Below are 21,587 nucleotides of genomic sequence, written 5' to 3'. Positions count from 1 at the left end.
TCACGAGCGCGGAGGCGCACCTGGCCCCACGGACACCATCGTCGCCTCCGACGGCACGCCGCGGTCGTCGACGAGGAAGAGCATGTAGGGCCCCGGCGGAGTGAGCGCCGGGTTCTCGGGCACGTGCACCGACACCCCGCCGGCGACGGGGCTGACGTCCAGGGCCACCGAGCGCATGTCGGTGGTGGTCACGTGCGTCGCCGTCGACGCCTTGATCAGCCGGGCGGCGCGGACGTGCCCGGCGTCCGGGGTCGGGATGGTCGCGGTCTCGTCGCGGGCCAGGGTCGGCGGTGCCTCGGTGATCGCCGGGCGCGCCCCCCGGAACAGGTAGGGCGGGCTGTAGATCTCGATGCGCTGCTCGAAGGTGCCGGGGACGAGGTTCTGCTCGTCGTCGAACAGGGGATCGGAGCCGGCGGTGAGCACGCGGCCGTCGGGCAGCAGCAGCGCCTCGGTGTGGTAGTCGCGGCCGACGGCCGGGTCGGCGGCGGGGGCCAGTTCGCCGGTGTCGGGGTGGAGCAGGCGGGCGACGTGGTTGTTGCTGCCGCCCTTGCCCCGGTAGTCCCGCGAGCCGCCCGAGATCAGCAGGGTGTCGTCGGGCAGGTCGACGAGGTTCGGGTAGCGCACGCCCTCGGGCAGCGCCGGGCCGGGCGTGAAGTGCGGCGCCGGGTCGGTGAGGTCGAGGTAGTCGATGCGCCCGGTGGAGCGGGGGCTCTCGCCGACCCCACCGCCGCCCACCACGGCCATCCGCTGGTCGTTGACGGGCCCGATGAACGCCGAGCCCGCCGTCTCGAGCAGGTCGGGGTCGCGCAGGCCCGGGATCACGGTGAAGGCGCCGGTGTCGAGGTCCCAGAGGCCGGGCTCGCGGCCCCGGTCGGCGGGGCCGTAGCCCGCGTTGGCGCCGGTGTAGACCATCCGCCCGGCGCGGTCGGTCTCGAAGATCGCCGGGTAGGTCGGGAAGTAGTGCTGCAGGTCCTTGCGCTCGGTGAAGGCGTTCGTCGTCGGGTCGAAGACCTCGGTCTGCCCGGCGAGGACCTCGCCGACCCCGTCGAGCCCGGCGGTGGTCAGCACCCGGCCGTCGGACATCGGCGTCAGGGTCGCGTACCAGCGGTGGAACTCCATGTCCGAGACGCGCGACCACGTCTCGCCGACCGGGTCGAACGTGTAGGCCTGGTCCGTGCCCTGGTAGTCCTGCTTGCGCAGGGTCATCGCCTGGCCCTGCCCGTAGACGTTGCGCGCGACGTCGGGTGGCAGGCCCTCGACCTGGTACTTCTCGGGGTTCGGGGTCACCGCGGCGGGGCCGGGGTCCACGGCCTCGACGAAGACCTGCTCCTCCGACGCGGTCACGGTCGTGCGCCGGCCCTGCCCGGTCTTCTGCGCGGGGTCGAGGCGGACCTCCTGCGTCGCGCGGTAGCGCAGCCCGGTGGGGCCGACGAAGACGGTGCCCTGCGGGAGCACCCGCGGGGCGTTCGGGTCCTCGTTCTTGACGGTCATCGCGCCCGCGGCGTTGGTCACCGCGCCATCGAGCTTCTCGTAGCGCTGGGTGCCGCCGGCGACGAGCAGGCGCCCGTCGGGCAGCGTCGTCTGGCCGCCGCAGAACATGTCGTCGGGGACGGGGATCATGCGCGTCGCCCCAGTGGCCGGGTCGTAGAGCAGGCTCTTGAGCGCCCGCGTCGCGAACATGTCCTCCTTGTTGCCCGACCCGGCGATCAGCAGGACCTTGCCCGACGACAGCAGCGCCGCGTGGATCGCGTTGACCCGGCTCTCCTCGGGGACGTCGACGACGTCCCAGTGGCCGTACTGCCGCACGTACTCCGGGCTGTTGATCAGCTGCTCGTGGCGCCACTCGCTGATGTAGGACCACGCCGGCGGGACGTTGACGCCGAGGAGGACGACCGCCGCGACGACGACGAGGACGACCTGTCGGACGCGCCGGGAGTTCGACGGACGCACCGGGGCGGGCTCCTGCGGGCTCGGGGGCACGGGGGAGGGGCTGGGGGCGCGCCGACGTTAACCCAGGTCGGAGGGCCCTCCACGGGCGCCCCGATCCCTCCCCGTCCGTGCTGCGCTGACCGTTTCGTCCTGCGACGGAGATCTCGTCGGGGGCGGGCTCAGACCCCGGCGTCGCGCACGTAGTCGGCCGCGACGAGGTCGCCGGCGGGGGTGGACGACAGGACCCAGACGCTGCCCTTGCGGCACGGCGGGTCGGTGAGGTCGCGCTCGGAGACCGGCGGTTCGTCGGCCGCGGCGGCGAGCGCGCGCACGAGGTGCGGGATGCCGTCGCCCTGGGCGCACACCGCGGCAGTGGCCTCGCCGGCGACGAGCTTCGCGAGCGTCGCCCGCGCCGGGCCGTCGTCGCGGGCCACCGCGCCGTCGCCGAGCTCGGGCGCGTCCTGCACGGTCAGCCCGGTGGCCTCCGCGTAGGGCGCGAGGGTCTGCCGGCACCGGGTCTTCGGCACCGCGTGCAGCACCTCCACCCCGAACCGCGCGAGCAGCGCGGCCAGGTGCTGCGCCTGCACGCGGCCCTCGTCGACGAGGGGGCGCTCGCTGTCCGGGCCCTCCCACTCGGCGCGCTTGCCGGCGAGCGCGTGGCGCACGAGCAGCAGGGTGCGCAGCTCCGCCGGGCGCGCGGTGAAGGTGTCGAGCACCTCGCGGTCGGACGGGTAGCTCAGGAGCGCCGACGCCGCCGCGGGCGGGAGCCAGCGCAGCTCGTCGGTCTCGTCGCCTGGATCGAACCGCCCCGCGCCGGCCCGCGCCGCCCAGAACTCGACGACCTTCTCCTCGCCACCCACCGGGTAGCGCACCGTGCGCAGGTGCCGGCCCAGCACCGCGGCGAACCCGGTCTCCTCGGCGAGCTCGCGGACCGCGGCGTCCGCCCGCGTCTCGCCGGGGTCGACCTTGCCCTTCGGCAGGCTCCAGTCCCGGTGGTGCGGGCGGTGGACGACGGCCACCTCGACGCCGCCGGCGGCGGGGTCGGGCGCGGGACGCCAGAGGACGGCACCGGCGGCGTGAACGGTCATCGGGTCGACCTCCGCTCCGCTTCGTCTCCCCGGACGGTCACTTGTCTCCCTGCCGGCGCGCGAGCAGCTGCACCTGGTGGTCGCAGACGGCCATCCCCTCGTGGTCCTGCCCGGACGCGACCGGCCAGGGATCCCAGGAGCCGTCGGGCTGGAGGACCCAGCAGCGGGTCGACGGGGCCGTCGCGGAGTCCAGCACGTGGTCGAGCTGCGCGGCCAGGCGCGGGTCGGTGACCGGGACGAGCAGCTCGACGCGGCGGTCGAGGTTGCGGTGCATCATGTCGGCGCTGCCGATCCAGTGCTCGTCGGCGCCCACGAAGTGGAAGATCCGCGAGTGCTCGAGGAAGCGCCCGAGCACCGAGCGCACCCGGATGTTCTCGGAGAGCCCGGGCACCCCCGCCCGCAGGGAGCACAGGCCGCGCACGACGAGGTCGACGGGCACCCCGGCCGCCGAGGCGCGGTAGAGCGCGTCGATGACCTGCTCGTCGACCAGCCCGTTGACCTTGATCCGGACACCGGCGCGCTCCCCGCGCTCGGCCCGCTCGCGCTCGCCGTCGATCCGCTCGACGACGCCGCGGCGCAGCCCGTAGGGCGCGACGAGCAGCTTGCGGTACGCGGTGCGCCGGGCGTAGCCGGTGAGCACGTTGAACAGGTCGGTGAGGTCGGCCGCGACCGTCTCGTCGGCGGTGAACACGCCCATGTCCTCGTAGAGCCGGGCGGTCTTCGGGTTGTAGTTGCCGGTGCCCAGGTGGCAGTACCGCTTGATCGTCGAGCCCTCCTGGCGCACGACGAGCACCGCCTTGCAGTGGGTCTTGAGCCCGACGAGGCCGTAGACGACGTGCACGCCCGCGCGCTCCAGCGCGCGGGCCCAGCCGATGTTGGCGCGCTCGTCGAACCGCGCCTTGATCTCCACGACGGCCACCACCTGCTTGCCCGCCTCGGCGGCGTCGATCAGTGACTCGACGATCGGGGAGTCGCCGGAGGTGCGGTAGAGCGTCTGCTTGATCGCGAGCACCTTGGGGTCGGCCGCGGCCTGCTCGATGAAGCGGTGGACGCTCGTGGAGAACGAGTCGTAGGGGTGGTGCACGAGCACGTCGCCCTCGCGCAGCGTCGCGAACACGCTCTTCGGCGTCTCGCCCTCGCTGAACGCGGGGTGGGTGGCCGGCACGAAGACCGGGTCCTTGAGCTCGGGGCGGTTGAGGCCCTGCAGCTCCATGAGCGCCGAGAGGTCCAGCAGGCCCGGCACCTTGACGACGTCGTGCGGGTCGACGTCGAGCTCGCGCAGCAGCAGCTCGAGCATGTGCTCGCTCATGGTGTCGGTGATCTCGAGGCGCACCGGCGGGCCGAAGCGCCGCCGGGCCAGCTCCCGCTCGAGGGCCTGGAGCAGGTCCTCGTCGCGGTCCTCCTCGACCTCGAGGTCGGCGTTGCGCGTCACGCGGAAGACGTGGTGCTCGGTGACCCGCATGCCTTCGAAGAGCTGGTCGAGGTTCTCGGCGATGAGGTCCTCGATGGGCAGGAACCAGGCCTGGCGGTCGTTGCCGCCGACCCCGTCGTCCTCGGCGCCGGGATCGGGGTCGCGGCCCACCCGCACCAGGCGCGGCACGTTGTTCGGCACCTTCACGCGCGCGAAGTGCTCGGTGCCGGTCTCGGGGTCGTGCACGGCGACCGCGAGGTTCAGCGACTGGTTGGAGATGTAGGGGAACGGGTGGGCGGGGTCGACGGCCAGCGGGGTGAGCACCGGGAAGACCTGGCGGGCGAACCAGTCCGACAGCCGCGGGCGGGCGGCCTCGGTGACCTGCGACCAGTCGATGATGTGGATGCCGGCCTCGCCGAGCGCCGGGTCGACCTCGTCGAGGAAGACCCGCGCGTGCTTGTGCGCGAGCTCCTGGGTGCGGGCGGAGATGCGGGCCAGCTGCTCGCGCGGGGTGAGGCCGTCGGCGCCGCGCACGGCGAGCCCGGCCTGGTCGCGGCGCTTCAGGCCGGCCACGCGGACCATGTAGAACTCGTCGAGGTTCGACGCGAAGATCGCCAGGAACTTCGCCCGTTCGAGCAGCGGCTGGCTGGGGTCCTCGGCCAGCGCCAGCACCCGCGCGTTGAACTCCAGCCACGACAGCTCGCGGCTGTCGTACCGGTCCGGGGGCAGGTCGGCGGCGGCCGCCGGGCCCGCGGTCGGCGCGGCCGGGGCGCCCGGCGTGCGGCGCACGCTGCGGCCGGTCTCGTCGGCGGGGGCGGGCGGGCGGGGGCCGGTGCGGTCGGCGGCGTCGGTGTGCGCGCCGTCCGCCTCCCGCTCGGGGGCCTCGTGCGCGCCGTGGGTCTCGTCGGCCGACCCGGGAGCGGCCGTGGACGTCGCGGAGGAGGCGGGATGGCTCACGTCGTCCGATGGTGCCCGAGGCCGGGGGAAGCCGCGAGCGACCGCGACACGGGCGACACCCCACCGGGCACGCCCGGCCAGTCCGTCGTGTCGGGCCCCGCGCCGAGGGCGAGCGCGCGGGCGAGGTCGGCCACGGTGTCGACGTCGCCGCGCAGCCCCGGCCATTCGCCGTCGAGGGCCATCGCGCCGGACCGGGCGTGCGCCCACGCCGAGCCGGGACCGAAGCGGGGGCGCAGCGGGCGGCCGGGGGCCGCGACCAGCATCGTCGTGCCCGTCCCGGCGTGGTCCGCGACGAAGGCCGCCCGGGCCCCGCCGGCGAACAGCGCCGCCGCGCGGGCCAGCGCCTCGTCGAGCTCCTCGGGCCGCAGGGCCGGCAGGTCGGCCTGCAGGGCGGCGACGGCGCGGGCACCGGCCCCGCGCAGGTGCGCCGCGCCGCGCAGCACCGCGGCGTTGAGGCCGCCGCCCTCGTCGTGGACGAGCTCGCCGTCGGCACCGAGCCGGTCGGCGGGCTCGGCGGTGACGACGACGAGCCGGCCGACACGGTGTGCGGCGCGGGCGGCGCGCAGGGTGTCGCGGGCCAAGGCGAGCGCGAGGGCGCGGTGGGCCCGCTCGCGGTCGGCGTCGTCGCCGGGGAGGTCGGCCACCGCCGGCGCGAGACGAGACTTGGCGCGGCTCAGCTCCTTGACCGGCACCACCAGGTCGACCGCGACGTCCACGGCCCCAGTCTGCCCCCGATCGGCGCAGCGGGGACGGAGCGAGTGACGGTGGCGGGTCTCGCTGGACCGCTCGCCGGGCCCGGGAGAGACTGCGCGCGTCGGGACGGAGTCCTCCATGCCCGAACGGACCGCGAGGCGGAGGTGGCGAGCCGGTGGCACGGGCGCGCGAGAAGGGCGGGCCGTGGGTGGCCCTGGCCGCCGTCATCTTCTATCCGCTCACGCTGCTGCTCGCCCGGCGCCGCATGGAGGGCCTCGAGCACGTGCCCGCGCAGGGCCCGGCCCTGCTCGTCTGCAACCACGTGTCGTACCTCGACCCGGTGTACACCGCGGTCTTCGTGCACCGCGCCAAGCGCGTGCCGCGCTTCCTCGCGAAGGCGTCGCTGTGGAAGGTCCCGGTCCTCGGTCGGGTGCTCAGCGGCAGCCGCCAGATCCCGGTGAGCCGGGGCTCCGCCGAGGCCGGGGCCAGCCTCGAGGCGGCGCGCGCGTCGTTCGACGACGACGGCGTCGTGGTGATCTACCCCGAGGGCACGATCACCCGCGACGAGTCCGGCTGGCCGATGGCGGCCCGGTCCGGCGCCGCGCGGCTGGCGATGCAGCGCGAGGGCGTCCCGGTGGTGCCGGTGGTGCACTGGGGCACGCTGTCGGTCTACGACCACTACGGCCGACGCTTCCGGCCCTCGCCCCGCAAGACGGTCACCGTGCGGGCGGGCGCGCCGATCCCCATGGACGACCTGCGCGCGCGCATCCGAGACGCCGAGCCCGGGCGCGAGCGCAGCGCGGAGGTCGCGGCGCTGCGCGAGGCCACCGACCGCATGATGACCGCGGTGCGCGAGCTGCTCGGCGAGGTCCGCGGCGAGCCCGTGCCGGCGCCCGTGCGCGGCGCGCGAGGCAGCGAGAAGTGAGCAGCGAGAAGTGAGTACCGCGCCCCCCGACGGCGTCGCGCCCCTGCGGCGGTTCGCGGTGCTCGGCGCCGGGTCCTGGGGCACCACGTTCGCCAAGGTCCTGGCCGACGCCGGCACACCGGTGACGCTGTGGGCGCGCCGCGCCGAGGTCGCCGCGGCGGTCAACCGGGAGCACCGCAACCCCGAGTACCTGCCCGAAGTGACGCTGCCCGCCGAGCTCGCGGCCACCGCCGACGCCGACGAGGCGCTCGCCGGCGCCGAGGCCGTCGTGCTGGCCCTGCCCGCCCAGCGGCTGCGCGAGAACCTCGAGCACTGGCGCCCGCACCTGCCCGAGGGCGTGACGCTGGTCAGCCTCGCCAAGGGCGTCGAGCGCGGCACGCTGCTGCGGATGAGCGAGGTGATCCGCCAGGTCAGCGACGCCGGCGCCGACCGCGTCGCCGTGGTGTCGGGGCCCAACCTCGCGGGCGAGATCGCGGCCGAGCAGCCCACCGCCACCGTCGTCGCGTGCCCCGACCACGACCGCGCGGTCGCCGTGCAGCACGCCTGCTCGACCGGCTACTTCAAGCCCTACACCAACACCGACGTCGTGGGCTGCGAGCTCGGCGGGGCGTGCAAGAACGTCATCGCGCTCGCCTGCGGCACCGCGGCGGGCCTCGGCTACGGCGACAACACGATGGCCTCGCTGATCACCCGCGGGCTCGCCGAGATCTCGCGGCTGGCGGTCGCGCTGGGCGCGGAGCCGCTGACGCTCGCCGGTCTCGCGGGCATGGGCGACCTGGTCGCGACCTGCTCGTCGCCGCTGTCGCGCAACCGCCGCTTCGGTGAGGCGCTGGGCCGCGGGATGAGCGTGACCGAGGCCGAGGAGGCCAACCACGGGCAGGTCGCCGAGGGTGTGAAGTCGTGCGACGCGATCAGCGAGCTGGCCCGCCGCCACGGTGTCGACACCCCGATCGTGGACGCGGTGCGGCGGGTGTGCGACGGCGAGGTGTCGGCCAAGGAGGTCGGCGACGAGCTCATCAACCGGGAGCTCAAGGTCGAGTGACGGAGGGCCCGGGTCGAGCCCCCACCCCGCACGTTTGCGGGTACCGGGCCCGGGAACACTGATCGCGATGGACGTGCTGCAGCGCATGGGACCGCGGACGGCGCCGGCGACGGCGGTGGCGCCGCTGGAGCTCTGCGCGCTCGCCACCACCGAGAACGCCGCGACGCTGCGCCGCCGTTTCCGCTGCTGGGTCGCCGAGATCACCGATCTGGACACCGCCGACGACCTCGCGCTCGCGGTGTACGAGGCGCTCGCGAACGTCGTCGACCACGCCTACGCCGACCGGGGCGCCCCGGGCCTGATGACGCTGTGGTCGGCCGTGTCCTGCCCGCTGCTGACCGGGCGCGACCTCGTCGTCACCGTCGTGGACGAGGGTGCCTGGCGCCCGAGCACGAGCCCGGGCTGGCGGGGCCGCGGGCTGCCGCTGATGCGCGAGCTCATGCACGCGACGGCCGTGCTGCCCGGCGAGCACGGCACCACGGTGCAGCTGCGCCGCCGCGTGCCGGTGCCCGACCGCGACCGCACCGCAGCCCTGGTCTAGCCCTGGTCTAGCCCTGATCCGAGGTCGTCGACCCGGGATCGGGCGGCCGCTACGGCATCGTGGTCCCGGGCGCGGGCACGTGCGCCGGGACAGGGGTGTCCGCCGGCAGCGCCGGACAGGTCGTGACCTCGGCGACCCGCGTCTCCAGACGCACCACCCCGGCCCAGCGGTCGTCCCCGGCCGCGACGGCGTCGCCGTCGCCGGGCGGGCCGGTGCGGACCTTCACGCTGGCCTCGTCGAGGTCGACCGCGACGACCGAGGTCGCCGCCATCTCCTTGCGGCTCGGCGCCTCCGCGTGGTCCTCCTGGCCCGGCGCGACCTGGGCCACGAGCGCGCGCAGGGCGGCCAGGGCCTCGTCGGGGTCGGTGACGCGGCGGGCTCGACCCCGTACGACGGCGCTGCGGTAGTTCGCGGAGTGGCTGAACCAGCGGCGGGCGTAGACCAGCCCGTCGATCAGCGTGACCGTGACGCACACCGGCTCGTCGCCGCGCAGGCTCGCCGCGCCGCTCGACCCGTGCAGGTAGAGCGTCTCGCCGACCCGGGCGTGGAGGGTGGGCAGCACGACGGGCTCGCCGTCGACGACGCGGCCGAGGTGCGCGACCAGGGCCTCGTCGAGCACGGCGTGCAGCTCGGCGCGGTCGTCGCGCTGGCGGTCGCGGTGGCGGCGGACCCGCGAGCGGTCGGTGGGGGAGAGCGGTGGAGCGGTCACGCCGTCCATCGTCGCCCCGGAGGTGGCATCCGGCCCAGGAGGCGAGCCGTCGCTCCCCAGGGGTCCGGCTCGCCCGACCCGGCGACGTGCCGGGGGTCCGTCGGGAAGGATCGGGCGCGTGGCCGAGTCGGAGCCCCTGACCTACGGGCGGTACCTGCACCTCGACGCGCTGCTCGGCGCGCAGCACCCGCTCTCGCGCCCCGAGGCGCACGACGAGCTGCTGTTCATCGTCCAGCACCAGACCTCGGAGCTGTGGCTCAAGCTCGCGCTCCACGAGCTCACCGGCGCGTGCGACGACCTGGCCCGCGACGACCTCCCGCTCGCCCTCAAGCGCCTGGCCCGCGTCAAGCACGTTCAGAAACAGCTCATCGAGCAGTGGTCGGTGCTCGCGACGCTCACGCCGAGCGAGTACCAGCAGTTCCGGGGGTTCCTCGGCTCGTCGTCGGGGTTCCAGAGCTACCAGTACCGGGCGGTCGAGTTCCTGCTCGGCGCCAAGGACCCGGCGATGATCGAGGTGCTGGGCACCGACGAGGCCGCGCGGGCCCTGCTCACCGCGGCGCTGGAGCGGCCCAGCCTCTACGACGAGTTCCTGCGCCTGCTCGCCCGCCGGGGCCACCCGGTGCCCGCCGACGTGCTCGAGCGCGACGTCCGCGCGGCCCACCAGGAGGACCCGCGGCTGGTCGAGGTGTTCCGCGCGGTCTACGACGACCCGGAGCACCACTGGGACGTCTACGAGGCCTGCGAGGAGCTCGTCGACGTCGAGGACAACCTGCAGCTCTGGCGCTTCCGGCACCTCAAGACCGTCGAGCGCACCATCGGCTCCAGCACCGGCACGGGCGGGACGACCGGCGCCTCGTTCCTGCGCCGCGTCCTCGACCTGACGTTCTTCCCCGAGCTCTACGCCGTGCGGACCGCGCTCTAGCTGCGCGTACGCTCCACCGCCATGACGGGGCAGGGGTGGGGTCAGCGCCCTCGTGTGGTGGTGCTGTTCGGGGGCCGCAGCAGCGAGCACCGGATCAGCTGTCTGTCGGCCGGCAGCGTGCTCGCGCACCTCGACCGGGAGCGCTACGACGTCGTCCCGGTCGGCATCACGCCCGCGGGCGCCTGGGTCCTCGGACCGTCCGACCCCGCCGAGCTGCGCCTGCGCGGCCGCGAGCTGCCCGAGGTGACCTCCGGGCGCCCGGTGGCCCTGCCCGCCGACACCCGCCGCGAGCTCGTCGCCCTCGACGACGGCGAGTCGCTGGGTCGCGTCGACGTCGTCGTGCCGGTGCTGCACGGCCCCGGGGGCGAGGACGGCACCGTCCAGGGCCTGCTCGAGTCGGCCGGCGTGCCCTACGTCGGGGCCGGGGTGCTGGCGAGCGCGGCGTCGATGGACAAGGACGTCACCAAGCGCCTGCTGCGCGACGCGGGGCTGGCGGTCGGCGACGCCGTCGTGCTGACCCCGGACCGCGCGGACCTCACCGACGCCGAGCGCGAGCGCCTGGGCCTGCCGGTGTTCGTCAAGCCGGCGCGTGCCGGGTCGTCGGTGGGCATCACCCGCGTCGCCGCGTGGGGCGAGCTCGACGCCGCGATCGCCACGGCGCGCGCCGAGGACCCGAAGGTGCTGGTCGAGGCCGCGATCGTCGGGCGCGAGATCGAGTGCGGCGTGCTGGAGCACCCCGACGGCCGGGTCGAGGCGAGCGTGCCGGCGGAGATCCGCGTCGTCGGTGGCGACGCGGGCTGGTACGACTTCGACACGAAGTACCTCGACGACGCCTGCGAGCTCGACGTGCCCGCGAAGCTCGACGACGACGTCGCCGACGCCGTGCGGACCAGGGCGGTCGAGGTGTTCCGGACCATGGGCGTCGAGGGCCTGGCCCGGGTCGACTTCTTCCTCACCGGCGACGGGCGCCTGCTGGTCAACGAGCTCAACACCATGCCCGGGTTCACGGCGACCTCGCTGTACCCGCGGATGTGGGCGACGGCGGGCGTCGACTACCCGGCGCTGCTCACCACGCTCGTCGAGACCGCGCTCAGCGGCTCACGAGCGAGATCTTGACGCCACGGGAGACGTCCTGGAGCGGGGCGGTGCCGACGCCGTCGGGCACCGTGAGCCCGACGTAGACCGCGCGGTCGGTGGTCACCCACGTGCCGCTGCCCGGGACGCCGTCCTCGACCTCGACCCAGTCGACGCCGTTGACGACGGTCATCGAGCCGCCGCCGGACAGGGCCGCCGGCCGCGGCAGGCCGCAGCGCAGGACGACCGGCGCGCCACCCTCCTCGCCGCCCCACGCCACCGTCGCCGGCGGCGCCGGGTCGGCGAGCACGCGGCGCGCCAGCATCCCCTGCTCGGTGGCCATCTCGCCGGGCAGGCCGGAGAGCAGGCGCGAGCAGTCGGCGCTCGCGGCGGCGGGCGTCGCGACGGCGGGCACGCCCAGGCGCACGGTGTCGGCGTCGGGCACCGGCTCGCGCACCAGCACGAGCGACATCACGAACACCCCGGCCACCACGAGCACGGGCACCGTCAGCACGAGCACCACCAGGACGCGAGGGAGCCGGCGCGCCACCTCGGGCGCGCTGCGCAGGACCACGCTCAGTCGGTCGAGACGACGGGGCAGGTGAGCGTGCGGGTGATTCCGGGAACCTTCTGCACCGCGCCGACGACATCCCGCCCGAGCGTGTCGACGTCAGCGGCCTCCGCGGTGACGATGACGTCGTAGGGTCCGGTGACGTCCTGCGCCCGGGTGACACCGTCGATGCCGGCCACGTCCGAGGCGACCGCGGCGGCACGACCCACCTCGGTCTGGATCAGGATGTAGGCCTGGACCACGAACGTGCCTCCTCGGGGGAACGGGCCGGCGGTGACGTCGGCCAGGGTGGCAGGGAAGGTACCGCAGGGAGACGAGGGGTGAGCCGGACGGCGAACGGGCGCGGGGGACACGGACGAACCGGCGGGTCCACCCGACGGAGCGCGAGCGCGCCGGGCGGCGCTGGGGCCGCCCGGTCGGTGCCGGCTGCCGCGGACACGGCCGCGGAGCTCGGCGAGTTCGGTGTGATCGACCGCATCACCGGTGACCGCTTCCAGCCCGAGCCCACGCTGCTGGGTCCCGGCGACGACGCGGCGGTGGTCGCGGCCCCGGACTCCCGCGTGGTCGCGACGGTGGACACGCTGGTCGAGGGCGTGCACTTCCGGTTCGACTGGTCCGCGCCCGAGCAGGTGGGGCGCAAGGCGGTCGCCGCGAACCTGGCCGACATCGCCGCGATGGGCGCGGTCCCGACGGCCCTGCTGCTCTCACTGGCCTGCCCCGGGACGACGAGCACCGAGGTCCTCGACGGCCTCGCGGCCGGGGTGTGGGACGCCGCGGCGGACGCGGGGATCGGCGTGGTCGGGGGCGACACCGTGTCCGCCGACACCATGGTGGTCTCGATCACGGCACTGGGTGATCTCGAGGGCCGGACGCCCGTGACGCGCTCGGGTGCGCGCCCGGGCGACGTGGTCGCGGTGCGCGGCGAGCTCGGGTGGTCGGCGGCCGGGATGGCGGTCCTCCGCCGCGGGTTCCGCTCGCCGGTGGCGATGGTCGCCGCCCACCGGACGCCCCGCCCGCCGTGGCGCGAGGGCCCGGTGGCCGCGCGGGCCGGGGCGACGTCGATGATCGACACCTCGGACGGCCTGCTCGCGGACCTCGGTCACGTCGCGGCCGCCTCGCGGGTGCACGTCGACCTGTCCTCGCGCCTGCTGCCCGTGGCCGACAAGCTGCGCGACGTGGCCTCGGCGCTCGGTGGCGACCCGCTGACCTGGGCGCTGACGGGCGGCGAGGACCACGCGCTCGTCGCCACCTTCCCCAGCGAGGACCACGTGCCCGACGGCTGGGTGGCGTGCGGGCAGATCCGCGCCGGCACCGGCGTCACCGTCGACGCCGACCGCTGGGGCGGCGCCGGCGACCCGGGCTGGCGGCACTGGCGCTGACATCTATGTGAGCACTTTCCGGGCCTATAGGCCCGGAAAGTGCTCACATCACCAGCTCAGCCCATCTCCGGCGGCCGGACGCCGCGGATGGAGGCGTCGACGAGCTGGATGGGGTGGAGCATCGGCAGCTCGCCGTCCAGGTACTTCCGGATCTGCAGCAGGCACCCCGGGTTCGCGGTGACGAGCACGTCGGCGCCGGTGCCCTTGATGTTGTCGGCCTTGCGCCGCCCGAGATCCCCCGCGGCCTGCGGCTGGAGCATGTTGTAGATCCCCGCCGACCCGCAGCAGATCTCCGCCTCGGGCAGCTCGACGAGCTCGACGCCGGGGATCGCGCGCAGCACCCGGCGCGGCTCGGTGCGGATCTTCTGGGCGTGCCCGAGGTGACAGGCGTCGTGGTACACGACCGTCGCCTCGACCGGGTGCCGGCGCGCCCGCGGGTCGGCGAGGGTCTCGTCGACGACCTCGGAGATGTCGCGCACCTTGGCCGCGAACGCCCGCGCCCGCTCCGCCCACGCGGGGTCGTCGGCGAGCAGCTCGCCGTACTCCTTCATCGACGACCCGCAGCCGGCGACGTTCGTGGCGATCGTGTCGACCTGCGCGCGCTCGAAGGTCGCGATGAGCTTCTTCGCCCGCGCGATCGCCTCCTCCTCGCGCCCCGCGTGCAGCCCGAGCGCCCCGCAGCACGTCTGCTCGCGCGGGGCGATGACGTCCCAGCCCTCCGCGGCGAGCACGCGCACGGTCGCCTCGTTGACCGGGTGGAAGAACACGTCCTGCACGCAGCCGGTGAGCAGCCCGACCCGGCCGCGCCGGGTACCGACCGCCGGCGTGCGCGCCGGGATGCGCGCGAACGCCTCGCGCACGCTCACCGGCGGCAGCAGCGACTCCATCGCCACCAGCCGCGAGAACCGCTCGGGCAGCCGCGCCATGAGCCGGTCCATGCTCCTGGGCCGCAGCTTCTGGTACAGCGCGCCGCCCAGCGACGCCGCGCGCAGCCGCCGCTTGTAGGGGAACAGCGCGAAGATCGCCTCGCGGAAGAGCCGGTCGGAGCGCGAGCGCGCCACGTTGCGCTCGATCTGCGGCCGCGTGGCCTCGAGCAGCCGGTCGTACTGGACGCCCGACGGGCACGCCGTCACGCACGCCATGCAGCCCAGGCAGCGGTCGATGTGCGTCGTGAAGGCGCCCTCGAGCGGGATCTCGCCCTTCTCCGCCATCTCCATGAGGTAGATGCGCCCGCGCGGCGAGTCCATCTCCTCGCCCCACAGCGCGTACGTCGGGCACGTCGGCAGGCAGAAGCCGCAGTGCACGCAGTCGTCGAGCAGTTCCTGGGCCGGCGGGTGGTGGTCGTCGAACGAGCCGAAGTCGCCGCCAAGGAGGTCCGCGCGCTCCGGGGCGGGCTTCTCGCCGCGCTCGGAGGAGAAGTCGGGCGGCCCGGAGTAGTCGTGCGGACCGGTGGTGGGATGGCTGGTCATGCGCTCACTCCGGTCGGTGCGGGGATCCAGGGCGCGAGCCGTCCGCGGCCCAGGCGCTGGTCGGGGTCGAGGGACGCGGCGACGGCGCGCATCAGGGCCGCCGACGCCGGGGCGGGCCCGAACGCCGGCAGGTCGGTGCCGGCCGGCCGCTGGCGCAGCGAGGACGTGCCGCCGGCGTCGGCGACCCGGCGGTGCGCGGCCGCGACGACGTCGGCGTCGGCCGCGAGTGCCACCGTCGCCACGCCGGTGCGCGGCGAGGTCGTGACCTCGGTGAGCCCCCCGGTGTCGGCCTCGAGGCCGTCGAGCACGCCGGTGAGCGACGAGGGGATGACGCCGCAGCGGAACACGGCGCGGTCGCCGGGACGCGCCCGGACCGACGCCGCGTGCGCCTCCCACGCCGCCCCGGCGTCGTCGGGGGCGAGCAGCTCGCCGCCCACGGCCTCGGCGAGCCGTCGGGCCCGGGCGTCGGCGCCGCTCTCGGAGCCCTCGATGAGGACGAGCAGACGGTCCGCATGCCACTGGACCGCCGCCGCCTCGACCGGGCTGTCGGCCACGCGCCGGGCGAGGTCCGCCGACGCCGACCGCGCGCACGGCACCGCGACGGTCGCCGTGACCTGCGGCGTCGGGTGCAGGCGCAGCACGAGCCGGGCGACGACGCCGAGCGTGCCGTGGGCGCCGTGCAGGATCTTCGTGAGGTCGTAGCCCGCGACGTTCTTGATGACGTGCCCGCCGGAGCGGGCGACGGTGCCGTCGGCGAGCACGATCGTCGCGCCGATGACGAGGTCGCGCAGCGAGCCGTACTGCAGCGCGCGCGGGCCCGCGTCGGCGGTGGCGAACAGTCCGCCGAGCGTGGCGCCCTCGGCGGCCCGGGCGGGGTCGACGGCGACGCGCTGGTGGTGCTCGCCCAGCTCCTCCTGGAGCTGCGCCAACGGCGTGCCGGCGCCGACCTCCACGGTCATGTCGCCGGGGTTGTGGGTGACGATGCCGGACAGCCCCGTGAGGTCGAGGACCGTGTCGGCGGGCGCCGGCGTGCCGGCCCAGTCGGCGGCGGTGCCGGCGCCGGCGACGCGGACGGTGCCGGGCCGGTCGAGGACGGCGGTGCGCAGCTCGTCGACGGTGGTGGGCGTGACGGTCTCACTCACAGGCGCTCGATCACTCCGGCTTCCTCGAGGGGGTGGGGCGCGTACTTGCCGGGCCGCTCGCCGCAGAGCCGGGGCGTCGGGAAGAGCTTGCCGGGGTTGCAGCGCGAGTCCGGGTCGAACGCGAGCCGCACGCGGTGCATGACGCCGAGGTCGTCGGGAGAGAACATCACCGGCATCGAGCACGCCTTGTCCGTGCCGATGCCGTGCTCGCCCGACAGCGACCCGCCCAGCTCGACGCACAGCTCGGCGATGTCGGTGGAGAGCTTCTCCGCGGCGTCGTGCTCGCCCGCGGACTCCGAGTAGAGCACCAGCGGGTGCAGGTTGCCGTCGCCGGCGTGGAAGACGTTGGCGACGCGCAGTCCGGCGTCGCGGCCCATCTCCGCGATCCGCGTGAGCACCTCGGCCAGGCGGGTCCGCGGGACGACACCGTCCTGAACGATGTAGTCGGGGCTGATCCGCCCGACCGCGGCGAACGCGGCCTTGCGCCCCTTCCACACCTTCTGGCGCTCCTCGGCCTCGGTGGGGACGTGCAGGCGGGTGGCGCCGTGGCGCTCGCAGATGGCGGTGAGGTGGGAGAACTCGGCGTCGACCTCGTCGGCGGGCCCGTCCAGCTCGATGATCAGCGCCGCGGGGGCGTCGACGGTGAGACCGGCGCCGGTGGCGGCCTCGGAGGCCTCCATCGACAGCGAGTCCATCATCTCCACCGCGGCCGGGATGATCGCCGCGTCGACGATGTCGCCGACGGTGTCGCCCGCGGCCTCGATCGACGGGAAGTCGGCCAGCACCGTGCGGACGCTCTCGGGGGTCTGCAGCAACCGCACGGTGACCCTGGTGCAGACGCCGAGCGTGCCCTCCGAGCCGATGAACAGCCCCCGCAGGTCGGGGCCGGCCTGCTCGCCGGTGGGGCCGCCGAGGGTGACCACCGAGCCGTCGGCGAGCACGACCTCCATCTCGAGGACGTGGTTGGTGGTGAAGCCGTACTTCAGGCAGTGCGCGCCGCCGGAGTTCTCCGCGACGTTGCCGCCGATCGTGCACACCTGCTGGCTCGACGGGTCGGGCGCGTAGTAGAGGCCGTACGGGGCGGCCGCCCTGGAGATCTCGAGGTTGTAGACCCCGGGCTCGAGCACCGCGCGCCGGTTCTCCACGTCGATCTCGAGGATGCGTCGCAGCTTCTGCAGCGAGATCACGACGCCGTCGGCGACGGGCATCGCCCCGCCCGACAGCCCGGTGCCGGCGCCGCGGGCGACGAACGGGACGCCGTGGCGACCGCAGATCCGCACGCAGGCGGCGACCTCGTCCGCGTCGCGCGGCAGCACCACCAGGGCCGGGACCTGGCGGAAGCCGGTCAGCCCGTCGCACTCGTAGCTGCGCCGGCCCACCTCGTCGGTGATCACCAGGTCGGCGGGCAGGACGTCGCGGAAGTCGCGGGCCAGCTCCGGCCCCACGGGCGCGGGCGGGGTCGCCGCCGCGGGCGCGGCGTCCCCCGTGCCGGCGTGGGGGGCCTCCATCGTGCGCTCGGGCATCACGAGCCTCCTTGCATGGTGTGCCACGAATCCTCGCGCGCCGACCGCACCACCGCCACCAGACGGGACGGGTCGGACAGGTCGTCGAGGACGTGCTCGGCCCCCGACGCGACCAGTTCGTCGCGCGTCGCGCTGCCCGTGGCGACGCCGACCGCGACCGCGCCGGCCCCGTGCGCGGCCTCGACGTCGAGCGGGGTGTCGCCGACGACGACCAGCGCCGGGGAGGCGCCGAACCGGGCGGCGAGGGCCTCGCGGGCCGCCACCACCACCCGGACCCGGGCGCCCGGTCCCTCACCGTAGCCGCCGAGGTCGACGTCGATCGGCCCGTCGTGCAGGCCCACCGCGGCGAGCTTGGCGCGGGCCCCGGCCCGGACGTTGCCGGTGGTCAGCGTCTGCACCACGCCGGGCTCGGCGGCCAGGGCGGCGACGGTCTCTCCGACGCCGGGCAGGGTGCGCGCGACGGCGTGGAGGCCGGGTGCGCGCCGCGACCAGCCGTCGGCGACCGCCGCGATCATGGCGTGCCCGAACGCGTCGCCCCGCGCGAGCACCGCGGCCGCGTCGTCGGGGTCCAGCGCGTCGCGCAGCGCCTCGCCGATGAGCCAGTCGGTGCGCCCACCCATGGCGACGGCCTCGGCGCGGGCGGGGTGGCCGGTGACGGTGGTGAACGCCTCGAGCAGCACCTCGCGCCCGACCGTCCCGCCGTGCAGCAGGGTGCCGTCGACGTCCCAGCAGACGGCGATCCCAGGGGTCATCAACGCGGGTCCTCCTCGGGCGGGCCGGCGAGCTCCTCCCGGAGCGGGGCCGGATCGGGGTGCGGGGGTCGGGGTGGGTGGGTCGGGGCGCGTGGGAGCGCGCGCCCTCCACCCTTCCCGGAGCGCTACGGCGGTGCCGACCGCACACCCGTCGACCCCGCCGACTTCGCCCGCCCCGCGGGCTGTTCGTGCTCGGCAGCTTCCCGGTACGGGGCCGGTGTGCTGCGGGGGCTGGCGGCGCCACGACGCGGCGACGATCGATCCGCGCGACGAGGGCGTGCTGCTCCCGGGCGACGCCGAGATCAAGCGGATGTGGGTCGACCCCGCCCACCGGCGCCGGGGCATCGCGACGGCGGTGCTGGCCGAGCTCGAGCGCACCGCCCTCGCCGCCGGCTGCCGGCGCACCGTCCTCGAGACGGGCACCGAGCAGCCCGAGGCGCTGGCGTTCTACCGGGCCCGGGGCTACGGCGCCCTCCCGCGCTTCGGGACCTACCGCGACGAGCCCGACAGCCTCTGCTTCGTGCGCACGCTGGTGCCCTGACCTCCGGGCGGGTGGGCGACGGGCGCGGGCGGCGGTGGCGCTAGCGTCGCCCGGACGGGTCGGCCGGCCCGTCGCCGACCCGGCACGGAGGCTCGCATCGTGGCCCGTCCCCTCTCCGAATCCGTCGAGGCCGGGTGGGCCGAGGCGCTCGCGCCGGTGGCGGACACCGTGGCGGCGATGGGCGACTTCCTGCGCACCGAGGTGGCCGAGGGCCGCACGTACCTGCCGTCGGGCCCGAACGTGCTGCGGGCGTTCCAGCAGCCGTTCGACGAGGTGCGGGTGCTGGTCATGGGCCAGGACCCCTACCCGACCCCGGGGCACGCCGTCGGGCTCTCGTTCTCGGTCGCGCCGGACGTGCGGCCGCTGCCGAAGAGCCTCGTCAACATCTTCCGCGAGTACACGAGCGACCTCGGCCACCCGCCGCCGAGCAGCGGCGACCTCTCGCCCTGGGCCGCGAACGGCGTGCTGCTGCTCAACAGGGTGCTGACGGTCGGGCCCGGAGCGCCGGGGTCGCACCGCAACAAGGGCTGGGAGAAGGTCACGGAGGCGGCGGTGGCGGCGCTCGTCGCGCGGCCCGACCAGCCGCTCGTCGCGGTGCTCTGGGGGCGGGACGCGCAAACGGTCAAGCCGCTGCTGGGCGAGGACGTCCCGACCGTCGAGTCGGCGCACCCGAGCCCGATGTCGGCCGACCGCGGCTTCTTCGGCTCGCGGCCGTTCAGCCGCGTCGACGAGTACCTGACCGAGCTCGGGGACGAGCCGGTCGACTGGCGCCTGCCCTAGCGGGTCAGTGGCCGCCCCAGCGGCGGGTGCGCCGCCGGCGCTGCGGCGAGATCATGCTCCAGCTCTGCGGCGGCGTGGTCTCCGGACGGTGACGCCCGGCGCGGCGGCGCGTGAACACCAGACGCCACAGGTCGGACCACCGGCGCCGCGGGCGCGGAGCCCTCACCGTCAGGCCGGGCCGAGGGGCGACGACGGGCGCGGCGGAGGCGGACGCGGGCTGCGGGGGGCCGACCGCGAGCGGGCCGGAGGGCGTGACGGTGGCGGTGCGCGCCGGCGCGGCCACGGAGGCGGCGACGGCCGCGACGTCGGCCGCCGCGTCGGCCTTCCGGGCCTCCCGGGCCTCGTCGTCCCCGAGGCGTTCGGAGGTGACACGGAGCGGCGCAGGTGCACGCCCTGGAGCCCCTGGGCGTCCCGGCTGGCTCACGTGGACCTCCGTTCGTCGCACTCCCCGACGTCGGCGACGGCCTCGATCCTGACCGACGTACTGTGCAGATGCAAGAACATCTGCACCGCCGAGAGCTGTTGCACGACCAGGGGGAGGTCGCATGACGGATCAGACGGAGCCGACGAGACCGTCCGGAGCACCGGCGCCAGGGGTCCGCGGCACGGTCGCCGACGACATCTCCTGGCGCAAGAGCCGCCGCAGCAACCCGAAGGGCAACTGCGTGGAGGTGGCCCCGCTCCCCGACGGCGGGGTGGCCGTGCGGAACTCGCGCCACCGCGAGGGCCCGGTGCTCGTCTACACACGCGCGGAGATGACGGCCTTCCTGCTGGGCGCGAAGGACGGTGACTTCGACGACCTCCTCGCCGAGGGCGCCTGACGCGCCGGTGGGCCGTCCCCCAGCCAACCGCTGTTAGGGTCGGCCGCCTGACCGGGCGTGCCTCCGTGCGCCCGGCGCGCGGCGAGGCTGGTGGAGGTACCGGCGTGGTCCCACCCCGGGAGCAGGTCGGGTCGGCGGCCGAGCAGGTCGCGGAGCAGGTCGCCGAGCAGGTGCGGGAACCCCCGCGCGACCTGCGTGACGCCTCCGGCGGCGGCCCGACCGTCCTGCGGATCATGCTGGGCCAGCAGCTGCGTGGCCTGCGCGAACGGGCGGGGGTGAGCCGCGAGGCCGCGGGCGACCGCATCCGCGGCTCCCACGCCAAGATCAGCCGGCTGGAGAACGGACGCACCGGCTTCAAGGAGCGCGACGTCGGCGACCTGCTCACGCTCTACGGCGTGCACGACGTCGACGAGCGCGACGCCCTGCTCGCGCTGGCGCGGCGGGCCAACGCGCCGGGCTGGTGGCACCGGTACTCGGACCTGCTGCCGCCGTGGTTCGAGACCTACGTCGGGCTCGAGCAGGCCGCGGACCGGATCCGCACCTACGAGCCGCAGTTCGTGCCCGGACTGCTGCAGACCGAGGCGATGATCCGCCACGTCACCGCGCTCCGGCCCGGCTCGATTCCGGCCGCCGAGCACGAGCGGCGCGTGGAGCTGCGGCTGCGCCGGCAGGAGGTCCTCGTCGGCGACGACCCGCCGACGCTGCGGGCGGTGCTCGACGAGGCCGCGCTGCGGCGGCTCACCGGTGGCGTCGAGGTCATGCAGGCCCAGATCGACCACCTGCTCGAGGTCTCCGAGCAGGACCACGTCGTCGTGCAGATGGTGCCGTTCGGGGTCGGCGGGCACGCCGGAGCCGGCGGGCCGTTCAGCATCCTGCGCTTCCCGCGGGAGGCCGGGGTGCCGGACGTGGTCTACCTCGAGCAGCTCACCAGCGCGCTCTACCTCGACAAGCGCTCCGACGTGGACGACTACCTCGCCACCATGGAGCTGCTGTGCGCCCAGGCGCTGCCCCCGGACGAGACCCGGGACGCGCTCCGGACGCTGCGCGACGACCTGGCCCGTTAGGGCCGGCCGCCGGGGCGGGCGCTCAGCGCGCGATCTTGCCGGCCTTCAGGCACGAGGTGCAGACGTTCATGCGCTTGCGGTTGCCGTTGGCCAGGCGGGTGTGGACGACCTGGACGTTCGGGTTCCAACGGCGGTTCGTGCGCACGTGCGAGTGCGACACCGACTTCCCGAAACCGGGGCCCTTCGCGCACACGTCACAGACGGCACTCACGGCTGAACTCCTCGACACGCTGGTGATCTACGCAGGCGCACGG

The 21,587-nt window shown here is 75.3% G+C and carries 23 protein-coding genes; 10 read left to right on the top strand and 13 right to left on the bottom strand.

Going from position 1 to position 21,587, the window contains the following annotated elements:
• The 4 genes from glxA to cofC form a co-directional block, all read right to left on the bottom strand.
• Positions 1–1,980 carry a radical copper oxidase GlxA gene (gene glxA, locus ACYX4T_RS10265; RefSeq protein ID WP_476014421.1) on the bottom strand — a complete coding sequence of 660 codons (1,980 nt, stop codon included), beginning with the start codon at positions 1,978–1,980 and terminating at the stop codon, positions 1–3.
• Between the two features lie 128 nt (positions 1,981–2,108).
• Positions 2,109–3,017, bottom strand: a complete 909-nt coding sequence (locus ACYX4T_RS10260; protein WP_476014420.1) for an NUDIX hydrolase — start codon at positions 3,015–3,017, stop codon at positions 2,109–2,111.
• Positions 3,018–3,054: 37 nt separating this feature from the next.
• The gene (locus tag ACYX4T_RS10255) at positions 3,055–5,385 is read right to left on the bottom strand and encodes an RNA degradosome polyphosphate kinase (RefSeq protein ID WP_476014419.1); all 2,331 of its coding nucleotides are present in this window, start codon (positions 5,383–5,385) and stop codon (positions 3,055–3,057) included.
• Positions 5,382–6,101 carry a 2-phospho-L-lactate guanylyltransferase gene (gene cofC / locus ACYX4T_RS10250; protein ID WP_476014418.1) on the bottom strand — a complete coding sequence of 240 codons (720 nt, stop codon included), beginning with the start codon at positions 6,099–6,101 and terminating at the stop codon, positions 5,382–5,384. Before cofC ends, ACYX4T_RS10255 begins: the two co-directional genes overlap by 4 nt.
• A gap of 152 nt (positions 6,102–6,253) precedes the next feature.
• Here cofC and ACYX4T_RS10245 point away from each other — a divergent pair, with 152 nt between their 5' ends.
• The 3 genes from ACYX4T_RS10245 to ACYX4T_RS10235 all read left to right on the top strand — a co-directional run bounded on the left by ACYX4T_RS10245 (position 6,254) and on the right by ACYX4T_RS10235 (position 8,586).
• On the top strand, positions 6,254–7,003 hold the full coding sequence (locus tag ACYX4T_RS10245; RefSeq protein WP_476014417.1) for a lysophospholipid acyltransferase family protein: 750 nt from the start codon (positions 6,254–6,256) through the stop codon (positions 7,001–7,003).
• A gap of 10 nt (positions 7,004–7,013) precedes the next feature.
• Positions 7,014–8,045 carry an NAD(P)H-dependent glycerol-3-phosphate dehydrogenase gene (locus tag ACYX4T_RS10240; protein ID WP_476014416.1) on the top strand — a complete coding sequence of 344 codons (1,032 nt, stop codon included), beginning with the start codon at positions 7,014–7,016 and terminating at the stop codon, positions 8,043–8,045.
• Positions 8,046–8,112: 67 nt separating this feature from the next.
• A complete protein-coding gene (locus ACYX4T_RS10235) occupies positions 8,113–8,586 on the top strand; it encodes an ATP-binding protein (protein WP_476014415.1) in 474 nt (157 codons plus the stop codon).
• Between the two features lie 49 nt (positions 8,587–8,635).
• Here the strand turns inward: ACYX4T_RS10235 and ACYX4T_RS10230 are convergent, their stop codons facing one another.
• Positions 8,636–9,304, bottom strand: coding sequence for a pyridoxamine 5'-phosphate oxidase family protein (locus ACYX4T_RS10230; RefSeq protein WP_476014414.1), 669 nt, complete (start codon positions 9,302–9,304; stop codon positions 8,636–8,638).
• Between the two features lie 109 nt (positions 9,305–9,413).
• On the opposite strand from ACYX4T_RS10230, the gene ACYX4T_RS10225 reads away from it, so the two are divergent.
• Together ACYX4T_RS10225 and ACYX4T_RS10220 are read left to right on the top strand one after the other, a co-directional pair.
• Complete coding sequence (locus ACYX4T_RS10225; RefSeq protein ID WP_476014413.1) at positions 9,414–10,217, top strand: tryptophan 2,3-dioxygenase; 804 nt, start codon at positions 9,414–9,416, stop codon at positions 10,215–10,217.
• A gap of 21 nt (positions 10,218–10,238) precedes the next feature.
• Complete coding sequence (locus ACYX4T_RS10220) at positions 10,239–11,333, top strand: D-alanine--D-alanine ligase family protein (RefSeq protein ID WP_476014412.1); 1,095 nt, start codon at positions 10,239–10,241, stop codon at positions 11,331–11,333.
• Here the strand turns inward: ACYX4T_RS10220 and ACYX4T_RS10215 are convergent.
• Complete coding sequence (locus ACYX4T_RS10215; RefSeq protein ID WP_476014411.1) at positions 11,308–11,865, bottom strand: DUF3515 domain-containing protein; 558 nt, start codon at positions 11,863–11,865, stop codon at positions 11,308–11,310. The two genes, ACYX4T_RS10220 and ACYX4T_RS10215, sit on opposite strands and share 26 nt — an antisense overlap.
• Positions 11,866–11,867: 2 nt before the next feature.
• Positions 11,868–12,104, bottom strand: coding sequence for an Lrp/AsnC ligand binding domain-containing protein (locus tag ACYX4T_RS10210; RefSeq protein ID WP_476015235.1), 237 nt, complete (start codon positions 12,102–12,104; stop codon positions 11,868–11,870).
• Between the two features lie 177 nt (positions 12,105–12,281).
• On the opposite strand from ACYX4T_RS10210, the gene ACYX4T_RS10205 reads away from it, so the two are divergent.
• The gene (locus tag ACYX4T_RS10205; protein WP_476014410.1) at positions 12,282–13,241 is read left to right on the top strand and encodes a thiamine-phosphate kinase; all 960 of its coding nucleotides are present in this window, start codon (positions 12,282–12,284) and stop codon (positions 13,239–13,241) included.
• Positions 13,242–13,297: 56 nt separating this feature from the next.
• Here the strand turns inward: ACYX4T_RS10205 and ACYX4T_RS10200 are convergent, their stop codons facing one another.
• The 4 genes from ACYX4T_RS10200 to ACYX4T_RS10185 are packed head-to-tail and all read right to left on the bottom strand — an operon-like array spanning position 13,298 to position 18,127.
• Positions 13,298–14,710 carry a (Fe-S)-binding protein gene (locus tag ACYX4T_RS10200; protein WP_476014409.1) on the bottom strand — a complete coding sequence of 471 codons (1,413 nt, stop codon included), beginning with the start codon at positions 14,708–14,710 and terminating at the stop codon, positions 13,298–13,300.
• Entirely contained in the window at positions 14,707–15,852 is a 1,146-nt protein-coding gene (locus tag ACYX4T_RS10195; RefSeq protein ID WP_476014408.1) for an FAD-binding oxidoreductase, read from the bottom strand. Before ACYX4T_RS10195 ends, ACYX4T_RS10200 begins: the two co-directional genes overlap by 4 nt.
• A complete protein-coding gene (locus tag ACYX4T_RS10190) occupies positions 15,849–17,375 on the bottom strand; it encodes an FAD-binding oxidoreductase (protein ID WP_476014407.1) in 1,527 nt (508 codons plus the stop codon). The genes ACYX4T_RS10195 and ACYX4T_RS10190 overlap by 4 nt, the downstream gene beginning before the upstream one ends.
• A complete protein-coding gene (locus tag ACYX4T_RS10185; RefSeq protein ID WP_476014406.1) occupies positions 17,375–18,127 on the bottom strand; it encodes an HAD family hydrolase in 753 nt (250 codons plus the stop codon). The genes ACYX4T_RS10190 and ACYX4T_RS10185 overlap by 1 nt, the downstream gene beginning before the upstream one ends.
• Positions 18,128–18,404: 277 nt before the next feature.
• Here ACYX4T_RS10185 and ACYX4T_RS10180 point away from each other — a divergent pair, with 277 nt between their 5' ends.
• On the top strand, positions 18,405–18,668 hold the full coding sequence (locus ACYX4T_RS10180; protein ID WP_476014405.1) for a GNAT family N-acetyltransferase: 264 nt from the start codon (positions 18,405–18,407) through the stop codon (positions 18,666–18,668).
• 96 nt (positions 18,669–18,764) lie between these two features.
• Complete coding sequence (locus ACYX4T_RS10175) at positions 18,765–19,448, top strand: uracil-DNA glycosylase (RefSeq protein WP_476015234.1); 684 nt, start codon at positions 18,765–18,767, stop codon at positions 19,446–19,448.
• A gap of 4 nt (positions 19,449–19,452) precedes the next feature.
• Here ACYX4T_RS10175 and ACYX4T_RS10170 read toward each other — a convergent pair whose 3' ends face one another.
• The gene (locus ACYX4T_RS10170; RefSeq protein WP_476014404.1) at positions 19,453–19,872 is read right to left on the bottom strand and encodes a hypothetical protein; all 420 of its coding nucleotides are present in this window, start codon (positions 19,870–19,872) and stop codon (positions 19,453–19,455) included.
• A gap of 121 nt (positions 19,873–19,993) precedes the next feature.
• Here ACYX4T_RS10170 and ACYX4T_RS10165 point away from each other — a divergent pair, with 121 nt between their 5' ends.
• Both ACYX4T_RS10165 and ACYX4T_RS10160 read left to right on the top strand, forming a co-directional pair.
• Positions 19,994–20,269 (top strand): DUF397 domain-containing protein, encoded by a 276-nt coding sequence (locus ACYX4T_RS10165; protein WP_476014403.1) that lies wholly within the window; start codon positions 19,994–19,996, stop codon positions 20,267–20,269.
• 104 nt (positions 20,270–20,373) lie between these two features.
• Positions 20,374–21,333 (top strand): helix-turn-helix domain-containing protein, encoded by a 960-nt coding sequence (locus ACYX4T_RS10160; RefSeq protein ID WP_476014402.1) that lies wholly within the window; start codon positions 20,374–20,376, stop codon positions 21,331–21,333.
• 22 nt (positions 21,334–21,355) lie between these two features.
• Here the strand turns inward: ACYX4T_RS10160 and rpmB are convergent, their stop codons facing one another.
• A complete protein-coding gene (gene rpmB / locus ACYX4T_RS10155) occupies positions 21,356–21,544 on the bottom strand; it encodes a 50S ribosomal protein L28 (protein WP_274198923.1) in 189 nt (62 codons plus the stop codon).
• Between the last annotated feature and the right edge of the window lie 43 nt (positions 21,545–21,587).

This window comes from Actinomycetospora sp. ABD4_176 (assembly GCF_056311855.1).
The sequence above is the reverse complement of the archived record's forward strand: the minus strand, read 5'-3'. Positions and strand labels throughout refer to the sequence as shown.